This is a genomic window from Streptomyces sp. NPDC015032, assembly GCF_043080425.1.
GTDB lineage: Bacteria > Actinomycetota > Actinomycetes > Streptomycetales > Streptomycetaceae > Streptomyces.
On the sequence record NZ_JBIBVN010000001.1, the window covers coordinates 170,484 to 185,580 of the forward strand.

A 15,097-nucleotide genomic window follows, 5' to 3' on the forward strand; every position below is an offset into this window, starting at 1 on the left:
GGGTGAGGGCAGGTGGGGACAGACTGAGGCTGACGTTAGCCCACGGGTTAACGCTCGATCACCATCAGTGGCCCACAAAGCGGCGGTTGAGGCATTGGTGGGGTTCACACAAAGCAGCCCGCACAATCATGCGACGGCGTGATGCTCGTCACTGAGGTGGGGGCGGAGTGGGTCATATTCTGCCGGGAGGGGCCATCGGGAGAGACTGTAGGTTCTCACCAAATCCACCCGGATACCGAGCGGCGACCGCCCCAGCCCTCGCCCCGTACCCGGGTGTGCACCGTGTGTGAGCACCGTGCCCGTATGGCGGACAGCGGTTCCCTGTGAGCGGAGCGCGTGCTCAGACTGTCCGCGCACATCCCCCCACATCCCCCCACATCCCCCGTGCCTCCTACCGAACAGAGCTCGTCCATGTCTCCGAACTCCGTGTCTCCCCCCACCTCCTCCCCGGCCGCCGTCTCCGACGCCGGGACCGACTCGGCGCTCACCCACGGGCTCAAGCAGCGCCATCTGTCGATGATCGCCCTCGGCGGCGTCATCGGCGCCGGGCTCTTCGTCGGCTCGGGTGCGGGCATCGCCGCCGCGGGCCCGTCGATCATCATCGCGTACGCCGTCTCCGGGCTGCTGGTCATGCTCGTGATGCGGATGCTCGGTGAGATGTCGGCCGCGAACCCGGCCTCCGGCTCCTTCTCCGTCCACGCGGAACGGGCGATCGGGCCGTGGGCCGGCTTCACCGCGGGCTGGGCGTTCTGGGTGCTGCTCTGCGTCGCGGTCGGCCTGGAGGGCATCGGTGCCGCGAAGATCGTCACCGGCTGGCTGCCCGGTACGCCGGAGTGGGCCTGGGTCGCCCTGTTCATGGTGGTCTTCCTGGGCACGAACCTGGCCTCGGTGAAGAAGTTCGGCGAGTTCGAGTTCTGGTTCGCCGCCCTCAAGGTCGCGGCGATCACGCTCTTCCTGGTCCTGGGCATCCTGGCGATCCTCGGCGTGCTGCCCGGCACGGACGCCCCCGGCGCCGCCAACCTCAAGGGCGAGGGAGGCTTCCTGCCGAACGGCGCCGAGGGCCTGGTGATCGGGCTGCTCGCCTCGGTCTTCGCGTACGGCGGTCTGGAGACCGTCACCATCGCGGCGGCCGAGTCGGAGAACCCGGTGCAGGGGGTCGCCAAGGCCGTGCGGACGGCGATGTGGCGGATCGCGCTGTTCTACGTCGGTTCGATGGCCGTCGTCGTCACGCTGGTCCCGTGGGACGACCCGGACGTCGTGAAGGTCGGCCCGTTCTACGCGGCCCTGAACCACCTCGGTATCAGCGGCGCCGCGGAGATCATGAACGTGGTCATCCTGGTCGCCCTGCTCTCCGCGATGAACGCCAACATCTACGGCTCCTCGCGGATGGCCTGCTCGCTGGTCGCCCGCGGCCAGGGCCCGAAGCGGATCGGCAGGATCTCCTCGGGCGTGCCGCGCACGGCCGTCCTGGTCTCGTCCGTGTTCGGCTTCCTGTGTGTGCTGCTCAGCTACTGGCGTCCCGACGACGTCTTCCCGTGGCTGCTCAACATGATCGGTGCGGTGATCCTGGTCGTCTGGATCTTCATCGCCCTCTCCCAGCTGATCCTGCGCACCCGGCTGGAGCGCGAGGCCCCGGAGAAGCTCGTCGTACGGATGTGGCTCTTCCCGGGCCTGACGGTGCTGGCGCTCCTGGCGATGCTCGGCATCTTCGTCCTGATGCTGCGCCAGCCCGGCACCCGTGACCAGCTGCTGGCGTCCGGCGCCCTGACCGTCGTCCTGGCGGCCGTCGGCGTCGTACGGCAGCGGCGGGCCGCGGCCGTCCAGGACGTCAGGGGCTGACGTCCGCCGTCCAGGACCTCAGGGGCTGACGTCCGGCGCGCAGGGCACATTGAGGGAGAGCAGCGCTCCGCCCTCCTCCCCGATCCGCACCTCGCTCACCGCCCCGTTCAGCAGCCGGGGGAAGACCCTGCGGTAGGCACCCAGCGGAATCGACAGCAGTTCGCACAGCACGAGCCGCAGCAGGGTGTTGTGCGCGACGACGAGCACCCGCTGCCCCGGGTGCCCGTCCGCGATCCGGCGCAGCGCCATCGCCCCCCGGGCCGCCGCCGCCCGGGGGTCCTCGGCCCCGGGGAAGGGATGGGCCACCGGGTCGGCGCGGTACTCCCGGGCCCGCTCCGGACACTCGGCCGCGAACTCCGCCAGCGTGCGGCCCTCCACCTCGCCGAAGTCGCATTCGCGCAGGTCGTGTTCGCGCCGGGGGACGAGGCCGAGCGCCCAGCACGCCGGCTCCGCCGTCTCGACGGCGCGGGTGAGGGCCGACGTCCAGATCGCGTCGACCGGGTGCCGGGCCGCCCACTCGCCCAGCTGCCGCGCCTGGCGGCGCCCTTCGTCGGTGAGGGCGATGTCACTGACTCCGGCGTAGCGGTTCTCCGCATGCCAGACGGTCTGCCCGTGGCGGACGAGCAGAAGGACGGCCGGACTCCTGGTCATGGGCTTCTCCGTTCGGGTGGGGGCGGTCACGGCTTCTCGGTCCGGCTACGGGCATGGGCGGCGACCGGGCCGGGGAGCCAGCCGCGTCGCTCCAGTTCGTCCACCAGCGTGAGGTACGGCTCGGTGTACCACGCGGTACGCACCGGATGCGGGTGCAGTACGTGCCGCAGCCGCACCATCCGGCTCGCCGCCTCCTGCAGCGTGGTCGTGGCGCGCGCCCCGTACGCGGCGAGGACGGCCATGCCGAGCGCGGGTTCGCTGTACTGCGGGATGTACACGGGCCGGCCCAGGATGTCGGAGCGCAGCCGGCTCCAGTAGCCGCTGCGGACCGCGCCGCCGGTGAAGGTGAGCCGGCCGTACAGCTGGGCGCCGAGCAGGTCGAGGTAGTCGAGGCAGAGCCGTTCGACCAGGCCCACCCCGGTCAGCAGGGCCGCCCAGTGCTCGGCGTCCGAGGCGGGCTCGCCGATCAGGAAGCCGGTCGCCTCCGGCGCGACGAAGGGAAGGCGTTCGCCCGTCCCGGCGAGGGGGTACGCCACCACGCGCGCCGGTTCGTGTGCGCGGGCCAGCGCGTCCATCCGCGCCGGGTCCACGCCCGGGAAGGCGGCGGCCAGCGCCCCGCCGCCCACCCCCGAGGCCCCGCCGGGCAGCCAGCGGCCGTCCGGGGCGCGGTGGTTGTAGACCACCGCGGCCGGGTCCGCGACCGGCGACGAGGTGACCCCCTTCAGCACCAGCGTCGTGCCGAGCACCGAATTCCAGGAGCCGACGGTGAGCCCGCCGGAGGCGATCTGCGCCGCGCACCCGTCCGTCATCCCCGACACCAGGAGCGTGCCCGCCGGAATCCCGGTCTCCTCGGCCGCCGCCCGCCCCACCTCGCCGATCCGGCGGCCCGGCCGCACCACGTCCGGAAACAGCCCGTCCGGCAGCCCCAGCCTGCCGAACCTCCGGTACGGCCAGGCGTCCCGCTCCAGGTCGTAGCCGGTCTTCAGGGCATGGCTGGAGTCGGTGGGCAGTGGAGTCCCGGCGAGCCGCGCCAGGACCAGATCGGCCTGATGCATGATCCGTACGGAGCCGCCCGCCCCTCCCCCGTACTCCCGCAGCAGCCACATCGCCTTGGGCAGCGCCCAGCTCGGCGGCGTCCGGGCCTCGGCCGCCTCGGCCACCGCGCGCCCGTCGTCGTACATCACCCCCGGGGTCAGCGGCCGGCCCGCCCGGTCGCAGAGCAGAACGGTGCCGGAGGTGGCGCACACGGCGAGCGCACGCGGCGCGGGGCAGCCGCGCAGCGCCTGGCGGCTGGCCGCGCACACGGCCGTCCACCAGTCGAGGGGCCGCTGTTCATGCCGTACGCCGTCGCGTCTGCCCACCAGCGGTGCGGAGCCGCTGCCGAGGATCTCGCCGCGGTCTCCTGCCACCACCGCACGGACGCTCTGCGTGCCGAGATCGATACCCATCCACATATCGGCCCTCCCTGTGAACTTCTCACTCTGCACCGAGAATTTCCGTTGCGCGAGGGATTGACGGCCAAGTTCCGTTGTTCCAAGCTCTGTTAACCAGTCGGCTCCAGGTGTGAAGGGGCCCCACCGCAACCCATCTCCGGCCGGACCGTGGAGGTCACGGATGGACACGCAGGCGCACGACCGGCGACGGTTCCTCGCCCTCGGCGCGGCGGCGGCCGCGTCCGCCGCCCCGCTGCTCACCGGCTGCGGCACCGGATTCGGCGGCGGCACCGGCAACGGCAAGGACGGCGGTTCCGCCGCCGACGACATCACCGGGTCCTTCGACTGGAAGCGGGCCGACGGCAGGACGGTCAAGGCCCTGCTCAACAAGCATCCGTACACCGATGCCCTGATCGCCGACCTGAAGGCGTTCACCGAGAAGACCGGGATCAAGATCGAGTACGACGTCTTCCCCGAGGACAACTACTTCGACAAGCTCACCGTCGACCTCTCCAGCGGACGCGCCTCCTACGACGTTTTCATGCTCGGCGCGTACATGGTGTGGCAGTACGGCCCGCCGGGCTGGCTGGAGGATCTCGGCCCGTGGATGCGCAACTCCTCGGCGACCGGGGCCGAATGGGACCAGGAGGACTTCTTCCCGAACCTCCTCTCGTCGGACCAGTGGTCGCTGGAGGCGGGTGCCCCGCTCGGGCGGGGCGGGCAGTACGCGCTGCCGTGGGGCTGGGAGACCAATGTCGTCGCGTACAACACCGAGGTGTTCCAAAAGCTCGGCCTGAAACCCGCCGAGACCTTCGACGAACTGCGCGAGGTCGCGGGGGCCATCACCCGCCGGGCGCCGGGCGCGGGCTTCGACGGGATGTACGGGGTCGCGGTGCGCGGCTCGCGCAGCTGGGCGACGATCCACCCGGGCTTCATGACGATGTACGCCCGCAACGGGCTGAAGGACTTCACGGTCGAGGGCGACGGGCTGAAGCCCGCGATGAACTCCCCGGAGGCGATCGCCTTCACCCGGGACTGGGCGGAGATGATCAGGAAGGGCGGCCCGCCGTCGTGGACCTCGTACACCTGGTACCAGTGCTCCAGCGACCTCGGCGCGCAGAAGGCGGGGATGCTCTTCGACGCGGACACCGCCGCCTACTTCCAGGCGGTGAAGGGGGCCTCCCCCGCGTCCGGGAAGATCGCCTTCCACCCCGGCCCGAAGGGCCCGGACGGCTCCCTCGCCACGAACATGTGGATCTGGTCGCTCGGCATGAACGCCAGGAGCCGCAACAAGTCCGCGGCCTGGCTGTTCCTCCAGTGGGCGACCGGCAAGGAGCACTTGCGCAGGGGCGCGATCGAGTACAACCACATCGACCCGGTGCGGAAGTCGGTCGGCCAGGACGCGGCGTACAAGGACAAGATGCGGGCCGTCCCCGGTTTCATCGAGACGTTCGAGACGGTCGTCGACCGGACGAGGATCCAGTTCACCCCGCAGGCGCAGTTCTTCGACGCGACGACCAGCTGGGCCGCCGCGCTCCAGGAGATCTACGGCGGCAAGAACGCCTCGTCCGTACTGAACGCCCTGGCCGGCGATCTGGCGTCGAAGGCCGGCTGACCGATGTCCACACGCGTGGCGCCCGCGCCGGAGACCGGCCACGGGGCGGCCACCGGCAGGGCGGCCGGGAGGCGGGCGCCGCGGGCGGTACCGGCATGGCGCCGCTCGCTGCGGCCGTATCTGCTGATCGTGCCCGCGCTGCTGCTGACCGGAGGGATCCTCTGCCCGTTCGGGCTCGGCCTCTACTACACGGTGTTCGACTTCGCGGCGAGCAGACCGCGGCCGGACCTGGTGGGCATCGAGAACTACCGGCGGATCTTCGAGGCGCCCGCGTTCTGGGACTCGGCGCGGGTGACGGTGGCCTACGCGGTCGGCGCGGCCGCCGTCGAGACGGTGCTCGGGGTGGCCGTGGCACTGCTGCTGCACCGGGCGAGCCTCGTCGGGCGGGTGCTGGAGAAGATCCTGATCCTGCCGTTGATGATCGCGCCGGTGATCGCCGCGATCATGTGGAAGCTGATGCTCCAGCCGTCGGTCGGCGTCGTCAACCATCTTCTGAGGCCGTTCGGCCTCGGCGGCGTGCAGTGGACGGACACGCCGACGGGCGCCCTGCTGTCGTCGATCGCGGTGGATGTGTGGGTCTACACGCCGTTCGTCGCGATCCTCGCGCTGGCCGGTCTGCGCTCGCTGCCGGTCTCGCCGTTCGAGGCGGCGGCGGTCGACGGGGCGGGCTGGTGGTTCACCTTCCGGCGCCTCACCCTGCCGATGCTGTGGCCGTACGTCCTGGTCGCCGTGATCTTCCGGTTCATGGACTCGCTGAAGGTGTTCGACATCATCTACGCGCTGACCGAGGGCGGCCCCGGCGACTCGACGATGGTGCTCCAGATCCGGGCCTATCTGGAGGCGATCCGCTTCCAGCGCTACTCGTTCGGGATCAGCTACATGGTGGTGCTGTGGGCCGTGGTGTACCTGGTGACGATGGTGCTGGTGCGCTATCTGGGCCGGGTCCAGAACCGGGCGACGGAGGTGCCGGGATGACGGGGCGGGCGGCAGGGCCGCGGACACCGGAGGTGCCGGAGTGAGGCGCAGGGTGCTCGCCGTCGCCGCCGATCTGGCGCTGATCCTCTACTTCGTCTTCGCGCTGTTCCCGGTCGCCTGGATGGTGATCCTGTCGCTGAAGCCGACGAACGAGCTGTTCAGTACGTACTTCTCGTTCACCCCGACCTTCGACTCCTACCGCACGGTCCTCGGCGCCGGGGGCGACCAGGGCGTGCCGTTCGTGCGGTTCTTCGTGAACAGCCTGGTCGTGTCGCTGGGCGCGGTCGCGCTGTCGCTGGTGATCGGGCTGCCGGCCGCGTACGCCGCCGCGCGGTGGCGGTTTCGCGGCTCGGAGAACCTGATGTTCACCCTGCTCTCGTTCCGCTTCGCCCCCGAACTCACCGTCATCATCCCGCTGTTCGTGCTCTATCAGAAGCTCGGACTCTTCGACACGTACGTCGGCATGGTGTGGGTGCTGCAACTGGTGACCCTGCCGCTGGTCGTCTGGATCATGCGGTCGTACTTCTCCGATCTCTCCCCCGAGCTGGAGCAGGCGGCACTGCTGGACGGCTACACCCGCAAGCAGGCGTTCTTCAAGGTCGCGCTGCCGCTGGTGAAGCCGGGGATCGCGGCCGTCTCGCTGCTGGCGTTCATCTTCGCGTGGAACAACTTCGTCTTCCCGCTGATCCTGACCTCCTCGGACGCCCAGACGGTGACGGTCGGCGCGCTGTCCTTCCTCGGCGGCGACCGGCCCAAGTACAACCTGACGGCCGCCGCGGCCCTGGTGTCGGTGGTCCCGCCACTGCTGCTGGCACTCACCATCCAGCGGTATCTGGTGCGCGGGCTGTCGTTCGGGGCGGTGAAGTCGTGACCGGCCCGGCGGCCATCGCGCTGCGCGGCGTGCACAAGCGGTACGGGAAGAACACCGCGCTCGACGGCCTGGACCTGGAGGTGGCCGAGGGGGAGTTCTTCTGTCTGCTCGGACCGTCCGGGGCCGGGAAGACGACCACGCTCAAGACGGTCGCGGGTCTGGAGGCGCCGGACGCCGGGACCGTCGAGCTGGGCGGGGCGGACATGGCGGGCGTGGAACCGTACGACCGGGGTGTGGCCATGTGCTTCGAGTCGTACGCCCTCTATCCGCACCGCACCGCGTACGACAATCTCGCTTCCCCGCTCCGCTCGCCGCGCCACCGCCTCCCCGCGCACGAGGCGCGCGAGCGGATCGGGGAGGTCGCCGGACTCCTCGGGATCGAGGCCCTGTTGGACCGTCCGGTGGGCCGGCTCTCCAATGGTCAGCGGCAGCGGGTGGCACTCGGCCGGGTGCTGGTGCGGCCGGCCCGCGCGTTCCTGCTCGACGAGCCGCTGTCGCATCTCGACGCGAAGCTGCGGCAGGCGATGCGCGCGGAGCTGAAGGCGATCGGTGCGGTCCGTCGCACGACCACGCTGTACGTCACCCACGACTCGGTGGAGGCGCTGGCGCTCGGGGACCGGATCGGGGTGATCAGGGACGGCCGGATGGTGCAGACCGGCACCCGCGAGGAGCTGTGGCACCGCCCGTACGACACCTTCGTCGCCCGGTCCTTCGGCAGGCCCCGGATCAATCTGCTGCCGGGGACGGTGACGGCCCAGGGCCGCTTCCGGTCACCGGACGGGGCGTACGAGCTGCCGCTGACGGTGCCCGCGCCGCCGGGCACGGCGGTCCAGCTGGGCGTACGGCCGCGGGACATCCGGCTCCCGGGGCCCGGCGAGGGCCCGGGTACGGTACCGGCCGACGCCGGCCCGGACCCCGGGCCGGCCGGCACCGGTGAGGGCCCCGGTGCGCGGCCGGCCGGCGCCGGCAGGTGCGAGGCCCTGGAACTGACCGGCACCGTCCACGTCACCGAACTGCTGGGCCGGGCCACCGAAGTCACCGTCCGGATCGGCGGACAGCAGCTGTCCCTCGTCGTCCCGCGCGCCGACGCGGCGGGCCTGAGTCCCGACCGTCCCGTGCGGCTCTCCGTACCGCCTGAGAGTCTGCTGCTGTTCGAGGCCGACCGGCCGGCACGTCCAGGACGAAGGATCAGCACGTGAGCAACGTTCCGCAGCGGGGCCCCGCCCCACGCCAGGCATCCATAGCCGAGTACGTCCTCGCGCAGGGCGAGGTGAGCGCCGCCGAACTGGCGGAGCGTTTCGACGTCAGCCTGATGACGATCCACCGCGATCTGGACGAGCTGGAACGGCAGGGCATCGTCCGCAAGTTCCGCGGCGGCGTCACCGCCCAGCCGTCCGGCGTCTTCGAGTCGAACGTCTCCTACCGGCTGAAGACGATGCGTGCCGAGAAGGCCGCCGTCGCGGACCGGGCCCTGAAGCTGATAGAGCCCGGCATGGCGGTGATGCTCGACGATTCGACGTCCACGCTGGAGATAGCGCGCAGGCTGCGTTCCATCACACCGCTGACCGTCGTCACCAACTTCCTGGAGGCGATCAATCTGCTGTCGCAGGAGCGCGGCATCCATCTGATGGGCCTCGGCGGCGACTTCGACCCGCTGCACTCCTCCTTCCTCGGCGTCTCGTGCGTGGAGGCGGTGCAGTCGCTCCAGGTCGACATCTGCTTCACCTCCACCTCCGCGGTGTCCGGCGGATTCGCCTACCACCAGGAGCAGCACATCGTCTCCGTGAAGCGGGCGATGCTCGACTCGGCGAGCCGCAATGTGCTGCTGCTCGACCACTCCAAGCTGGGCCGGGTCGCCCTGCACCGGCTCGCCCCGCTCTCCCGCTTCGATCTGCTGCTGGTCGACGACGGGGCGTCCGGCCGGGCCCTGCGCGAACTCGACGAGCACCAGGTGCCCTACGAGGTCTGCGGCACCGGCCGGGAATCCGGAACGGCGGCCGGGGACGACGGATGAACGGGAGTCGGCGATGACGGATGACTGAACTGGCCCTGCGCGCGCTGTGCAAGACCTACACCGGACGGGGCCGGGCCGCCGTCGAAGCCGTCCGTTCCCTCGACGTCGAGCTGCGCTCCGGCGAACTGCTGGGGCTGCTCGGACCGTCCGGCTGCGGCAAGTCCACCACCCTGCGGATGATCGCCGGGCTGGAGACGGTCACCGGCGGCGACATCCTCATCGGCGGCTCGTCGGTGGTGGGACTCCCGGCCCGGCGGCGCAACATCGGGGTGGCGTTCGAGAACTACGCGCTGTACCCGCCGCTGACCGTCGCGGAGAACCTCGGTTTCGGACTCGCCGCCCGGCGCCGGTACGGGCGGGCCGAGATCCGCCGCCGGGTCTTGGACATGGCCGGGCGCATCGGGATCACGGACCTCCTGGGCGCCCGCCCCGCCGGGCTCTCCAGCGGCCAGAAGCAGCGCGTCGCCCTGGCCCGCGCCCTGATCCGCAGCCCCGACGTCCTGCTTCTCGACGAGCCGCTGTCCCATCTGGACGCCGCCCAGCGGGAGGCCACCCGACGTGAGCTGAAGCGCATCCAGCGGGACAGCGGCCACACCACGATCCTCGTCACGCACGACCAGGAGGAGGCGCTGTCGCTCGCCGACCGGATCGCGGTGATGCGGGACGGCGTGATCCAGCAGCTCGGCACCCCGGAGCAGATCTACGACGCCCCGGCGAATCTGTTCGTCGCCGACTTCGTCGGCGAACCGGCGATCAATCTGCTGCCGGGTACGGCCGACGGGGCGGGCGGGGTGCACCTCTGCGACGGGGTGCGTTTCGCCGTACCGCACAGCCCGGCGGCGGGTCGCGCGGTGGTCCTCGGCATCCGCCCGGAAGATCTGCACATGGCGGATCCGCGCGGGGACGGCACGGGTGTACCGGCCCGGGTCGCCGCCCATGAACCCCTGCTGGAGTCCGGCATCGCCACGCTCTCGCTCGACGGGGTGGCGCGGCCGCTGACCGTCGTGACCGGCCCGGAGGCACGCCTCGACCGGGACGACACCGTAACGATCACCGCCGATCCCCGGCACATCCATGTCTTCGACGCCCGGACAGGAGACGCTCTGCGATGAACCGCCCCACCATGGCCGGCCCCGCGACGGCCGGCCCCGCGACGGTCAGGCCCGCCACGAGGATTCTGATCGCCGGCGACCATTTCGTCCGCAACTCCCTGATCGCCGAGGCCCTGCACCACGCGCTCGGCCCGGAACCCCGTATCGCCGAACTCACCCTCCCCTGGCCCCTGGAGCCCTTCGGCAGGGTCGCCGAGGTCGACGAGGCGAGCGACGCCGAGGACACGCTGATCCGCGCCCTGGACGGGGTCGAGGTGTGCGTGACGCAGATGGGACCGTTCACGGAGCGGGTCCTGGCCGCCGCGCCCGATCTGCGGCTGGTCGTGGTCTGCCGGGGCGGCCCGGTCAATGTGAACGCGGCCGCCGCACGGGCCCGGGGGGTGCGGGTGTGCTTCGCGCCCGGACGCAACGCGGCGGCCACCGCGGAGTTCACCGTGGGGCTGATGCTCTGCGCACTGCGCCGCATCCCCGAGGCCCACCGCTCGCTCGCCGCGGAGCGCCGTTGGGACGCCTCCCCCTACACATACGAGAACTGCGGCCTGGAACTGGAGGACACCCCCGTCGGCCTGATCGGCTACGGGGCGGTCGGCAGCCGGGTGGCCCGGGTCCTCACCGCGTTCGGCGCCCGGGTCGAGGTGTACGACCCGTATGTGCGCGGCGACGTCCACGGCATGCGCGCCGCCTCGCTGGAGGCGCTCCTGGACCGCTCCCATGTCCTCACCCTGCACGCCAGGCTCACCCCGGAGACCCGGCATCTGGTCGGCGCCCGCGAACTGGCCCTGCTGCCGCGCGGCGCGGTCCTGGTGAACGCGGCCCGGGGCGGGCTGCTGGACACGGACGCGCTGTGCGACGCCCTGGACTCGGGGCAGTTACGGGCCGCGGCGCTCGACACCTACGAGCAGGAGCCGCCGCCGCCCGCCTCACGGCTCTTCTGCACCCCGCGTCTGCTGATGACCCCGCATATGGCGGGCGCCAGCCGGGCCGTCGCGCAGAAGGCGGCCCGGATCGCGGCGTCCGAGGTGGCGCGCTACGTACGGGGCGAACCGCTCGCCCACGCCCTGTGAGGGGAGCCGGGCCCATGACGCGATACATCGGCATCGATGTCGGCACATCGGTGGTGAAGGCCGCGGCCTTCGACGCCCGGGGCCGCACCCTGGCCGTCGAATCCCGCCCGGTGGAGCTCACGATCCGCGGCGGTTTCGTGGAACAGGACATGGACGAGGTGTACGGGGCGGTCCGCGAGGTCCTGGCCGCACTGGGCCCGGACGGGGTCGCGTTCGCCGGTCTCACCGGTCAGGGCGACGGCGTCTGGCTGGTGGACGCGGCGGGCCGCCCCGTCCGTACGGCGATCTCCTGGATGGACGGCCGGGCCCATGAACTGGTCGGCACCTGGCTGGAGTCCGGCGTCTTCGGGGCCGTCTACCGGCGTACCGGCAGCGCGATGTTCCCGGGCTGTCCGGGCCCGGTGCTGGCCTGGCTCGACCGTCACGACCCGGCCTCGCTCGACGCGGCGACAACCGCCCTGTACTGCAAGGACATGGTGTTCCAGCGGCTGACCGGGGTCCGGGCCACGGATGTCTCCGACGCGTCGATGCCGTTCCTGGACCCGATGACCCGTACGTACTCCCCCGATGTCGTGGCCGCGCTCGGCCTCGGCCACCGGACCGCGCTCCTCGCCCCGGTCAGCGACCCGGTCGCCACGGCCACGCTCCCCTCCGGGGTGCCGGTCTCCAACGGCCCGTACGATCTGCCGGCCTGCGCCCTCGGCGCGGGCGTCGCACGTCCCGGTGACGGTCTGCTGATCGTCGGCACCTGCCTGGCGGCGCTGGTGGCCACGGAGCAGCTCGATCTGAACGGCGAGCCGGCGGGTCTGCACATCTCCACCGACCGCCCCGGCCACTGGCTGCGCGCCATGCCCGCGATGGTCGGCACCGCGGCCCTCGACTGGGTCCTCGCCACCACCGGCGTACGCCACACGGAGGTCGACGCGCTCCTCGCCGCCACCCCGCCCGGTGCCAACGGTGTCCGCGTGCTGCCCTACTTCGCCCCGTCCGGCGAACGCGCCCCGTTCGTCGAGCCGCGGCTGCGCGCGGAGTTCACCGGGGTGTCCCTGGAGACCACCCCGGCGGATCTGATCCGCGCGGTCTGCGAGGGCATCGGCTTCGCCGCCCGCCACTGCCTGGAGGCCGCGGGCCTCACCGGCACCCTCGCCCTGTGCGGCGGCGGCACCCGCTCCCCCGCCTGGATGCGCCTGTTCGCCGATGTGCTGGGCCGCCCGGTCCGGATCGTGGAGGGCGAGGTCGGCGCGCGGGGCGCGGTGCTCGCGGCGGCGCAGCGGTTCGGCGCGGAACTGGACACGGCCGCGTGGACGGCCCCGACGGCGGTGGTCGAACCGGACCCGGCTCGTTCGGAGTTCTACGCGACGGCGTACGAGGACCATCTGAGCCGGCTCGCAAAGGCCCGTGCGCGGGCCCGCGGGTGATCACGCTTAGTTGTTCGAAGTGGCCGGTCCGGGGATCTCCCGGCTATCCGCCGGGCACGCGGCTGCGAAGCGGAAGTTCGACACGCACGGTGAGGCCGCCGCCCGCCCTGGGGGCGGCGGTCACCCTGCCGCGGTGCGTGACGGTGATCGTCCGGACCACCGCGAGTCCGAGCCCGGCACCGTTGCCGCGGCGTTCCCGGCCACGATGGAACGCCTCGAACAGGGCCGGGATCTCGTCCGGTGCCAGCACGGGGCCGGTGTTGGCGACCTCGATGTAGGCCGCGGTGTCCGTGGTGCCGGTGGCCACCGCCGCCGTGCCGTCGCGGTGGTTGTGCCGTACCGCGTTGGCCAGCAGGTTCAGCGCGATCTGCCGGATCAGCGCCGGGTCGCCCGCGACCGGCGCGGGCTCCGGTGTGCCGCTGATCCGGATACCGGCCGTACGGGCCTCGTCGGCCAGGTCCGCCAGGGCGTCCCGGGCGGCGTCCGCGAGGTCGGCCGGTTGCGGGGCCGGTGTTTCGGTCTCACCGCGCGCGAGCGTCAGCAGTGCCGCGATCAGCCGTTCGGTACGGGCGTTGGCGTCCAGCGCGCGCTGCACGGCGGGCTTCAGGCCGGCGGGAACCCGGCCCTGCGCCAGCGGGATCTCCAACGCGGTGCGCTGGAGGGTGAGCGGGGTGCGCAGTTCATGCGAGGCGTGCGCGGTGAAGCGGCGCTGCGCGGTGAAACTGCGGTCCAGGCGGTCGAGCATCTCGTCGAAGGTGTCGCCGAGTTCGCGGACCTCGTCGTGCGGGCCGGTCAGGCCGAGCCGTTCGTCCAGCGTGCTGCCGCTGCTGATCCGCCGGGCCGCCGCGGTGACCTGGCTGAGCCGGCGCAGGGAGCGGCGGCCGGCCCACCAGGCGAGCACGGCGGCAAGCACGGTGAAGGCGACGAGCATCAGCAGGGACCGCTGCAGGAGGCCGCCGAGGACACTGTTCTGGAAGTCGTCGAAGGCCTGCGCGGCGTCGACCGTTGCGGCGGGGGTCGATCCCGGCACCTCGGACGGCTCGGCGCCCCCGGCCCGTGCGGCACCGGAGACCGGCGCCGGCGGGCCGGCCTCGGTCGTGCCGGCGCCGGTCGTGACGGTGGCCGGGACGACGAGATCGCGGTACGCCTCCAGGAGTTGTCGGGAACTCAGCCAGTTCAACAGGAGCAGCCCGCAGCCGAGGACCGCGAAGACGGCCGTCGTCACCAGCGTCAGCCGGCCGCGCAGTGGCAGCCGGTGCGGCGACAGGCACAGGAGACGGGCGCGGTTCACAGCCGGTATCCGTAGCCGGGGTCGTGGACGATCAGCGCGGGTTCGCCGATCTTGCGGCGCAGCGCGTGCACGGTGACCCGGACCGCGGTGGTCGCCGGATCCAGTGCGGTGTCCCACAGCGCATCCCGCAACTGCCCGGTGGCGACCGGGGCGCCGTCCGCGGCGAGCAGCAGTTCCAGGACACCGAGCTCCCGGGGCGTGAGCCTCAGCGGCCGGCCGTCCCGTTCGGCGACTCTGCGTACGGTGTCCAGGCTCACCCCGTGTCTGCTCAGCACCGTGCCGGAGCTGCCGCCCGGGGAGCGGCGCCCCAGCGCGCGCAGCCGGGCCACCAACTCCAGGTACGAGAACGGCTTGGCCAGGTAGTCGTCGGCGCCCTGGCCTAGCCCGTCGACCAGGTCGGAGAGGGTACCGGCGGCGGTCAGCATGAGGATGCGGGCCGGGTAGCCGACCGTGTTCAACGCCCGGCAGACCGCGTCACCGCTCCGTTTGGGCAGGTCCCGGTCCAGGATCAGGACGTCGTAGTCGGTCGCGGCCGTCAGCTCCAGCGCGCGGGCGCCGTCGTGCGCGACATCGCAAACCATGCCCTCGTCGCGCAGGCCCTCGGCCAGCATCGCGGCCAGATCGACCTCGTCCTCGACGATCAGCACCCGCATTCCGCCCCGCTCCGTTCTGCCGCACCGCGCCCCGCCGAGAGCCTGTCGGGCGGCCTCTGACCGGGCGGCCACCCGACAGGCTCCGAGCCGTGTGGCCACCAGTCTGCGCCCACGGGGGTTAGTCGGCGGTTAGTCCGGCTCTGACGAGTGGTTAACACGCG

At 72.0% G+C, this 15,097-nt stretch carries 13 protein-coding genes; 9 read left to right on the plus strand and 4 right to left on the minus strand.

The window, feature by feature from the left end; translation table 11 throughout:
- Positions 1–411: 411 nt before the first annotated feature.
- The gene (locus ACF08M_RS00745) at positions 412–1,839 is read left to right on the plus strand and encodes an amino acid permease (RefSeq protein WP_392183073.1); all 1,428 of its coding nucleotides are present in this window, start codon (positions 412–414) and stop codon (positions 1,837–1,839) included.
- A gap of 18 nt (positions 1,840–1,857) precedes the next feature.
- On the opposite strand, the gene ACF08M_RS00750 is transcribed toward ACF08M_RS00745, so the two are convergent.
- Together ACF08M_RS00750 and ACF08M_RS00755 are read right to left on the minus strand one after the other, a co-directional pair.
- Entirely contained in the window at positions 1,858–2,490 is a 633-nt protein-coding gene (locus ACF08M_RS00750) for a histidine phosphatase family protein (RefSeq protein WP_392183074.1), read from the minus strand.
- Positions 2,491–2,516: 26 nt separating this feature from the next.
- The gene (locus ACF08M_RS00755; RefSeq protein WP_392183075.1) at positions 2,517–3,938 is read right to left on the minus strand and encodes an FGGY-family carbohydrate kinase; all 1,422 of its coding nucleotides are present in this window, start codon (positions 3,936–3,938) and stop codon (positions 2,517–2,519) included.
- 166 nt (positions 3,939–4,104) lie between these two features.
- Between ACF08M_RS00755 and ACF08M_RS00760 the strand changes: the two genes are divergently transcribed.
- The 8 genes from ACF08M_RS00760 to ACF08M_RS00795 are packed head-to-tail and all read left to right on the plus strand — an operon-like array spanning position 4,105 to position 12,992.
- Positions 4,105–5,538: an ABC transporter substrate-binding protein gene (locus ACF08M_RS00760; protein WP_392183076.1), complete on the plus strand. Its 1,434-nt coding sequence runs from the start codon at positions 4,105–4,107 to the stop codon at positions 5,536–5,538.
- Positions 5,539–5,541: 3 nt separating this feature from the next.
- A complete protein-coding gene (locus ACF08M_RS00765; protein WP_392183077.1) occupies positions 5,542–6,513 on the plus strand; it encodes a carbohydrate ABC transporter permease in 972 nt (323 codons plus the stop codon).
- A 40-nt stretch (positions 6,514–6,553) separates the two neighbouring features.
- Positions 6,554–7,384, plus strand: a complete 831-nt coding sequence (locus ACF08M_RS00770; protein WP_392183078.1) for a carbohydrate ABC transporter permease — start codon at positions 6,554–6,556, stop codon at positions 7,382–7,384.
- Positions 7,381–8,583, plus strand: coding sequence for an ABC transporter ATP-binding protein (locus ACF08M_RS00775; protein WP_392183079.1), 1,203 nt, complete (start codon positions 7,381–7,383; stop codon positions 8,581–8,583). Before ACF08M_RS00770 ends, ACF08M_RS00775 begins: the two co-directional genes overlap by 4 nt.
- Entirely contained in the window at positions 8,580–9,398 is an 819-nt protein-coding gene (locus ACF08M_RS00780) for a DeoR/GlpR family DNA-binding transcription regulator (protein ID WP_392183080.1), read from the plus strand. The genes ACF08M_RS00775 and ACF08M_RS00780 overlap by 4 nt, the downstream gene beginning before the upstream one ends.
- A 20-nt stretch (positions 9,399–9,418) precedes the next feature.
- Positions 9,419–10,510, plus strand: a complete 1,092-nt coding sequence (locus tag ACF08M_RS00785) for an ABC transporter ATP-binding protein (protein ID WP_392183081.1) — start codon at positions 9,419–9,421, stop codon at positions 10,508–10,510.
- Between the two features lie 11 nt (positions 10,511–10,521).
- A complete protein-coding gene (locus ACF08M_RS00790; protein WP_392183433.1) occupies positions 10,522–11,574 on the plus strand; it encodes an NAD(P)-dependent oxidoreductase in 1,053 nt (350 codons plus the stop codon).
- Between the two features lie 14 nt (positions 11,575–11,588).
- Positions 11,589–12,992, plus strand: coding sequence for an FGGY family carbohydrate kinase (locus ACF08M_RS00795; RefSeq protein ID WP_392183082.1), 1,404 nt, complete (start codon positions 11,589–11,591; stop codon positions 12,990–12,992).
- A 43-nt stretch (positions 12,993–13,035) separates the two neighbouring features.
- Here the strand turns inward: ACF08M_RS00795 and ACF08M_RS00800 are convergent, their stop codons facing one another.
- Positions 13,036–14,283: a sensor histidine kinase gene (locus ACF08M_RS00800; protein WP_392183083.1), complete on the minus strand. Its 1,248-nt coding sequence runs from the start codon at positions 14,281–14,283 to the stop codon at positions 13,036–13,038.
- Positions 14,280–14,936 (minus strand): response regulator transcription factor, encoded by a 657-nt coding sequence (locus tag ACF08M_RS00805; RefSeq protein ID WP_392183084.1) that lies wholly within the window; start codon positions 14,934–14,936, stop codon positions 14,280–14,282. The genes ACF08M_RS00800 and ACF08M_RS00805 overlap by 4 nt, the downstream gene beginning before the upstream one ends.
- Between the last annotated feature and the right edge of the window lie 161 nt (positions 14,937–15,097).

Coding starts and splice junctions, on each gene's coding strand:
- ACF08M_RS00745 (WP_392183073.1), top strand. CDS start 412: ATGTCTCCGAACTCCGTGTCTCCCCCCACCTCCTCCCCGGCCGCCGTC.
- ACF08M_RS00750 (WP_392183074.1), bottom strand. CDS start 2,490: ATGACCAGGAGTCCGGCCGTCCTTCTGCTCGTCCGCCACGGGCAGACC.
- ACF08M_RS00755 (WP_392183075.1), bottom strand. CDS start 3,938: ATGGGTATCGATCTCGGCACGCAGAGCGTCCGTGCGGTGGTGGCAGGA.
- ACF08M_RS00760 (WP_392183076.1), top strand. CDS start 4,105: ATGGACACGCAGGCGCACGACCGGCGACGGTTCCTCGCCCTCGGCGCG.
- ACF08M_RS00765 (WP_392183077.1), top strand. CDS start 5,542: ATGTCCACACGCGTGGCGCCCGCGCCGGAGACCGGCCACGGGGCGGCC.
- ACF08M_RS00785 (WP_392183081.1), top strand. CDS start 9,419: ATGACTGAACTGGCCCTGCGCGCGCTGTGCAAGACCTACACCGGACGG.
- ACF08M_RS00790 (WP_392183433.1), top strand. CDS start 10,522: ATGGCCGGCCCCGCGACGGCCGGCCCCGCGACGGTCAGGCCCGCCACG.
- ACF08M_RS00795 (WP_392183082.1), top strand. CDS start 11,589: ATGACGCGATACATCGGCATCGATGTCGGCACATCGGTGGTGAAGGCC.
- ACF08M_RS00805 (WP_392183084.1), bottom strand. CDS start 14,936: ATGCGGGTGCTGATCGTCGAGGACGAGGTCGATCTGGCCGCGATGCTG.